This window comes from Cupriavidus sp. FW305-27 (assembly GCF_058787995.1).
On record NZ_JBYTAG010000041.1, the window covers coordinates 59,425 to 65,957 of the forward strand.

The 6,533-nt window shown below is 67.2% G+C and carries 6 protein-coding genes; 4 read left to right on the plus strand and 2 right to left on the minus strand.

Annotation, left to right across the window (positions count from 1 at the left end; all coding sequences use genetic code 11):
• Window positions 1-2 precede the first annotated feature (2 nt).
• Entirely contained in the window at window positions 3-773 is a 771-nt protein-coding gene (locus tag AC3WRI_RS20035) for a class II aldolase/adducin family protein (protein ID WP_010813368.1), read from the minus strand.
• 109 nt (window positions 774-882) lie between these two features.
• Here AC3WRI_RS20035 and AC3WRI_RS20040 point away from each other — a divergent pair, with 109 nt between their 5' ends.
• A complete protein-coding gene (locus AC3WRI_RS20040) occupies window positions 883-1,587 on the plus strand; it encodes a Crp/Fnr family transcriptional regulator (protein WP_011616834.1) in 705 nt (234 codons plus the stop codon).
• Between the two features lie 157 nt (window positions 1,588-1,744).
• Window positions 1,745-2,140 (plus strand): hypothetical protein, encoded by a 396-nt coding sequence (locus AC3WRI_RS20045; protein ID WP_062804663.1) that lies wholly within the window; start codon window positions 1,745-1,747, stop codon window positions 2,138-2,140.
• A gap of 75 nt (window positions 2,141-2,215) precedes the next feature.
• Here the strand turns inward: AC3WRI_RS20045 and AC3WRI_RS20050 are convergent, their stop codons facing one another.
• A complete protein-coding gene (locus AC3WRI_RS20050) occupies window positions 2,216-3,112 on the minus strand; it encodes a LysR substrate-binding domain-containing protein (RefSeq protein ID WP_439669802.1) in 897 nt (298 codons plus the stop codon).
• 112 nt (window positions 3,113-3,224) lie between these two features.
• Here AC3WRI_RS20050 and phnA point away from each other — a divergent pair, with 112 nt between their 5' ends.
• Both phnA and AC3WRI_RS20060 read left to right on the plus strand, forming a co-directional pair.
• Window positions 3,225-4,445 carry a phosphonoacetate hydrolase gene (gene phnA, locus AC3WRI_RS20055; RefSeq protein WP_492293907.1) on the plus strand — a complete coding sequence of 407 codons (1,221 nt, stop codon included), beginning with the start codon at window positions 3,225-3,227 and terminating at the stop codon, window positions 4,443-4,445.
• An 88-nt stretch (window positions 4,446-4,533) separates the two neighbouring features.
• Window positions 4,534-6,213 carry a Na/Pi cotransporter family protein gene (locus tag AC3WRI_RS20060; RefSeq protein ID WP_439669800.1) on the plus strand — a complete coding sequence of 560 codons (1,680 nt, stop codon included), beginning with the start codon at window positions 4,534-4,536 and terminating at the stop codon, window positions 6,211-6,213.
• Window positions 6,214-6,533 lie beyond the last annotated feature (320 nt).

Here is a 6,533-nt window from a genome sequence, read left to right on the forward strand (position 1 = left end):
GGTCAGTTGCGGTAGTCAGGGTTGATGCGGTCGAGGCGGCGCAGCAGGCCCGGCCAGGCCAGGTTGGAGCCCTTGCCCTTGGTGGCCTGGCGCGCCTGCTGGCCCATGTTGGCGCTGGCGGCTTCGGGCACCATGGTCAGCGGCGTGCCGCCGCTTTGCGCCAGGATCTGGATGCGGCAGGCGGACTCGAGCGTGTACATGGTCAGGAAAGCATCGGATACCGTGCGCCCGCACGTCAGCAGGCCATGGTTGCGCAGGATCATCTGCTTGCAGCGGCCCAGGTCTGCCACCAGCCGCGCCTTTTCGTCCTCGCGCAGCGCCACGCCTTCATAGTCGTGGTACGCCAGCCCGGTCAGCGCGAACATCGACTGCTGCGAAATCGGCAGCAGGCCCGCCTGCTGCGCCGAGACGGCGACGCCGTGCGAGGTATGCGTGTGCATCACGCAGCCGACTTCGGGGCGCGCCTCGTGCACGGCGCTGTGGATGATGAAGCCGGCCGGGTTGACGTCATACGGCGTTTCCAGCACGGGCTGCCCTTCGTGGTCGACCTTGACCAGGCTCGATGCCGTGATCTCGTCGAACATCATCCCGTACGGGTTGATCAGGAACTGGTCCGGCGCATCGGGCACGCGTGCCGAGATATGGGTGAAGATCAGGTCGTCCCAGCCGAAGTGGGCGACCAGGCGGTACGCGGCCGCCAGGTCCACGCGCATCTGCCATTCGGCGTCGGAGACGCGGTCCCTGATTGAATCGACGAGCTGGATTTGCGCCATATGCGTACCTCCCGGGGGCATGTGAGTCATTGAATCGATGCATTGTCCGGGCGCACCGCGCCAAAGTCTGTTAAGTATTGGACAATCTCGGCTCCAGCAGGAGAGCGATGTGAAGGCTGATGTGAAGAGTGGATCGAGAGCGGTGGAGCCGGCGCGCACGCTGCCGCGCAGCGTGCTGGCCAGCGGCTGGCTGCGCAATGCGCCGCCGGGCGTGCTCGATGCCGTGGCGAACGCCGCACGCCGCCTGCGCTTTGGCGACGGCGAGATGATCTTCGCGCGCGGCGATCCGCCCACCTACTTCTGCATGGTGCTGTCGGGCCGGGTGCGCATGAGCCGGGTCAGCACGGGCGGGCGCGAGTCGGTGTACTCGGTGATCGGGCGTGGCCGCTGGTTCGGCGAGATCTCGCTGCTGGACGGCAAGCCGCGCACGCACGACGCCTTCGCCGTAGGCAATACGGAACTGATGGTGCTGAGCCAGCGCGACTTCCACCGCATCCTGGCCGCGCATCCGGAAGGCATGCAGCTGATCGTGCAGCAGATCTGCGCGCGCCTGCGCGTAGCGTTCGACCACGCGCAAAGCGCGGCGCAGGCGCCCATCGACGCGCGCATGGCGGCGCGCCTGCTGGAACTGGCCGACCGCACCGACCATGTCGTGCGCATCAGCGCTGAGGACCTTGGCGACATGGTCAACCGCTCGCGCCAGACCGTGGCCAAGTACCTGCAGGCGTGGGAAGACGCGGGCCTGATCCGCCGCGAGTACCGCCAGATCGAACTGCTGGACCCCGCGGCGCTCAAGCGATTGGCCCGGCGTTGACGGCCGCGCAAGATTTGCAGGCCGCGCGCGCAATTAACCTGCCCTGGCCGCAATGGCAAGGCTGGTTAACGACCGTTGCAAAATCAAACAGAATGTCAGGTGCTGCGGCGCTACAGTGACTGTTCCCTTGCCTGTAGGCGTTCTAGGAGGTACACGAATGAAGCAACATCTGGCGAAATCCCTGGTCGTGGCTGGCGCGATGATCGCGTCCTACCCGCTGTTTGCGCAGCAGGCTCAGCCCCTGCAGCCGAGCCAGCCGATGCCAATGACGCAGCCGATGCAGCCGATGCAATCCAGTCAGCCGGTGCAGTCCGCCCAGCCCGTGCAAGCCATGCCGTCGGCAGCGCCGTCGGCCCAGGTGGCACCCGCAGCGGGCGGCAGCTATGCCCAGGCTCCCGTACAGGCGGCCCAGCCGGGCATGGCGCCGGCAGCCGCCGACCCGACCATGGCAGGCAGCCCCGCCTCGGCCGTGGACCCCGCCAGCATGAGCCTGGCCCCCGATGCGCTCGGCTCGCGCCTGGGCCAGCGCAGCGCGTTCCTCGACGGGGCCTGAGCTCCCGTCTCAGCGCAGGCCCGCATCGCGCGGGCCGCGCGCCACACTCGCCCCGCTTCCCCGGCTCGCGCCGCTTCAGGTCGCTGCGGCCGTCTGCCCCTGCTGCTGCAGCCACTCCAGGAACGCGCGCAGATGCAGCGGCTTGTCGGCATCGCGCGGCACCAGCGCATGATAGGTATTGCCCGGTGCGCGGATGGCGGCAAACGGCGTCGCAATGCGCCCGCCCGCGCGGTCCGTTTCCAGCGTCGGAAAGGTGCCGATGGCAAAGCCAAGGCTGTCCACCACCGCCTGCAGCGTGACAAAGAAATGGTCGAAGCGCAGCGTTCGCACCGGCAGCAGCGAGGCATGTCCCGCCTGCTGCAGCCACGATTCCCAGCTTCCCGGCCGGGTCTCCGTATAGAGGAAGACGCCCTCCACCAGGTCCTCTACACCTTGCAACGGCACCTGCTCCAGCATCGCCGGACTGGCGATCACCGTCTGGTACTCCGAAAAGATCGGCACTGACTCGAACTGTTCGCCACGTTCGAGGGTGCGCCGTATCGCCACGTCAAAGGTGCCATTGAATCCTGCCTCGTTGCTGAAGGCGGTCGACACACGCACGTCGACCTCGGGCTGCCGGTGCCGGAAGTCATCCAGCCGCGGAATCAGCCAGCGCATGGCAAAGGTTGCCGGGGCATTGACGCGCACCACCTTGCGCGTGGCGATGCGGCCATAGCGCTCGGAAGCGGCGCTGATCTGGTCGAACGCCGTGCTGATCTCGCGCGCGAACGCCTGCGCGTGGACAGTCGGCACCATGCGCTGGCCCTGGCGGATAAACAGCGGCTGCCCCAGCCATTGCTCCAGGATCTCGATCTGCCGGCTGACCGCGCCATGGGTCAGGTGCAGCTCGCGCGCGGCCGCCGAATAGCTGCCGGCGCGGGCGGCAACCTCGAAGATGCGCAGGGCGTTGAGCGGGGGCAGCTTGTGCGGCATTGTGAGATTTCCTGACAGAATCTGGAAAATAAACTCGATTGTGAGAGTTTATCGCCTAACTTAGCATGGGTCTCAGGCAAATCCCCTTCACAATCCTTCCGCAAGAGACGCCATGAGCACCCAGATCCAGGTCAACGGCCACCACTACCAGCTTCCCGCCCGGCCCACCGTCATCGTCTGCATCGATGGCTGCGAGCAGGAATACATCAACCTTGCCGTGCAGGCGGGCGCCACCCCGTTCTTCGCCAGCCTGGCCAAACGCGGCACCGTCCTGACCGGCGATTGCGTGGTGCCGTCGTTCACCAACCCCAACAACCTGTCGATCGTGACCGGCGTGCCGCCGTCGGTGCACGGCATCTGCGGCAACTTCTTCTACGACACCGAAGCCGGCGCCGAAGTGCTGATGAACGACGCCCGCTACCTGCGCGCGCCCACCGTGCTGGCTGCGGCAGCGCAGGCCGGCGCATCGGTGGCAGTGGTCACCGCCAAGGACAAGCTGCGCGCGCTGCTGGGCCACGGCCTCAAGGGCATCTGCTTCTCGGCGGAGAAGGCCGACCAGGCCACCATCGAAGACAACGGCATCGACGACGTGCTGCGCAAGGTCGGCATGCCGCTGCCCTCGGTCTACAGCGCTGACCTGTCCGAGTTCGTGTTCGCCGCCGGCGTGGCCTTGCTGGAAACCGTCCGCCCCGACCTGATGTACCTGTCCACCACGGACTACATCCAGCACAAGCATGCCCCGGGAACGCCGCAGGCCAATGCCTTCTACGCCATGATCGACAGCTACCTGCAGCGCCTGGACGCGCTCGGTGCGGTCATCGGCGTCACCGCCGACCACGGCATGAATGCCAAGACCGATTCGCTGGGCAAGGCCAACATCCTGTTCCTGCAGCAGGTGCTGGACGAGCGTTTCGGCGCGGACGCCACGCGCGTGCTGCTGCCGATCACCGATCCCTACGTCGCCCACCATGGCGCACTGGGCTCCTACGCGACCGTGTACCTGCCTGCCGGCACCGATCAACAGGCCGTGCATGAAGCCATCGCCGCACTGCCCGGGATCGAACTGGTGCTGGACAAGCGCGCCGCCAGCGAGCGCTTCGAACTGCCGCCCGACCGCATCGGCGACCTGGTGGTGGTCAGCGAACGCCTGACCGTGCTCGGCACCACGCCGGCGCGCCATGACCTGAGCGGCCTGGATGCCCCGCTGCGCTCGCATGGCGGCCTGTCCGAGCAAAAGGTGCCGCTGCTGTTCAACCGCAAGGTCACTGCGCCCGCAGGCCAGCGGCTGCGCAACTTCGACATCCTGCGGCTGGCGCTGAACCACGCGGACTAAGTCCGGTGCGTGCCGGCCTGGCCGGCACGCTTCCTCAACAAGCAGATAAAGGTGGCCGCGAAGACAGCCACCACCAGGGGGCGGCGCCATGCAAATCCTGCTTTCCCTGATGTCCGGGGTCGCACTACTGATCTGGGGCGCGCATGTGACGCGCCACGGCATGCTGGAGCTGTTGGGGCCGCGCTTGCGGCTGGTGCTGGCCGCGGGCACGGCCAGTCCCGCGCGTGGCTTCGTGGCCGGGCTTGGCGTGACCGCGCTGATCCAGAGCAGCAGCGCCACGGCGCTGATGACCAGCGCCTTCGTTGCAGGGGGCCTGGTGTCGTTGCCGGCGGCACTGCCGATCGTACTCGGTGCCGACGTCGGCACCAGCCTGATGGCGCGTCTGCTGACGGTCGATATCTCCTGGCTCTCGCCACTGCTGCTGGTGATCGGCATCGCACTGCGCCTGTCCGGCAAGGCCAGCCTGCGCGGACAGGCCGGCGAAGTCATCGTGGGACTGGGGTTGATCACGCTGGCCTTGCAGCTGATCCGCCTCTACGCCGCGCCGCTGCTGCACGCCGAGATCGTGCGCGCCATCTTCACCTCGCTTGGTAACGACGCACTGCTGGCCCTGGTGATCGGCGCCTTCGTGACCTTGCTGGCCTACTCCAGCCTGGCCGCGGTATTGCTCACCGCAACGCTGGCCATGGGCGGCGTCATCGGACCTGCCACCGCCTTGCCGCTGGTGCTTGGCGCCAATCTGGGCAGTGGCCTGATTGCCTGCCTGGCCAATTCCGGCACTTCGCCTGCCGCGCGACGGGTATCGCTCGCGAACCTGATCTTCCGGTTCGCGGGGATACTGGCATTCCTGCCGCTGCTGGACGCCATCCCCTGGCTGCTGGCGCGCCTGGGCAGCAGTGCCGGCACCATGGCCATCGACTTCCACATGGCCTTCAACCTGACCCTGGCCGCAACGCTGATCTGGTTTGTCAACCCGGTGGCGGCCCTCTGCACCCGATGGCTGCCTGATGCGCACGACGACGCAGCGCCCGGCGGCGCGCGCTACCTGAGCCAGAGCGACCTGCGGCACCCGTCCGTCGCGCTGGGCAATGCCACGCGCGAGGTCGTGCGCATCGGCGACGTGATCGAGGAAATGCTCGATGGCATGAAGCTCTCGATCGTGGGCAACGACCGCGCCGCTAACGCCCGCTGCCGCGCGCTGGACGACCGCATCGACGACCTCTATTCGTCCGTCAAGATGTACCTGACCGACGTCGACGCCGGCAGCCTCGACGGTGAGGATGCGGAACGCTGGGATGCGATCATGCTGGTCAATATCAACCTGGAGTACGCGGGCGATATCGTCGAACGGATCCTGGTCGACCTGGACCAGCGCAAGCTCACCCGCAACTACTGCTTCTCGGCCGAGGGCAGCGCCGAACTGCTGGAACTATGCGACATGCTGGTGGCCAACCTGCGTACCAGGATGTCGCTCTTTGTTGCCAACGACCGCGCAGCTTCGGCATTGCTTCTCGAATGCGCCGGCGACTTCCAGGCGCGCGCCGAGCGCTTCACCGCCCGCCACATTGCCCGCGTCGCGCAGCGCCGCACCGCGAGCGTGGAAACCAGCGCATTGCACCTGGACACCCTGCGCGAGCTGTCCCAGATGAACGCGCTGCTGTGCGCCGCGCCGGCAGGCATGCCTGGCGCCCTGCGCGAAGATCCTTCGTTCCTGGCTGCCGGCAACCACGGCACGCCGCACGCAAGTCCCAGGCCAAGCTCGACATGACCCATGTCGCCTACAAGGGCGGCGGCCCGGCCATGCTGGCCGCGATGAGCGGCGAGGTCACCCTGACGATCGAGACCATTGCGGAATGATCCCGCGCGTCAAGTCTGGAAAGCTCAAGGGGCTGCGGTCACCTTGGGCCAGCGCTCGGCGGCACTGCACAATTGCCGACCTTGTCTGAATCGGGCATAGTCGCGCCGCGGCGCGCACGGCATGTGCGCGCCGCATCTTCAGCGTGCCTGGCCAAGCTGCTCCAGGATGGCCGGATTCTCCAGCGTCGAGGTGTCCTGCGTGATCTCCTCGCCCTTGGCCAGCGACCGCAG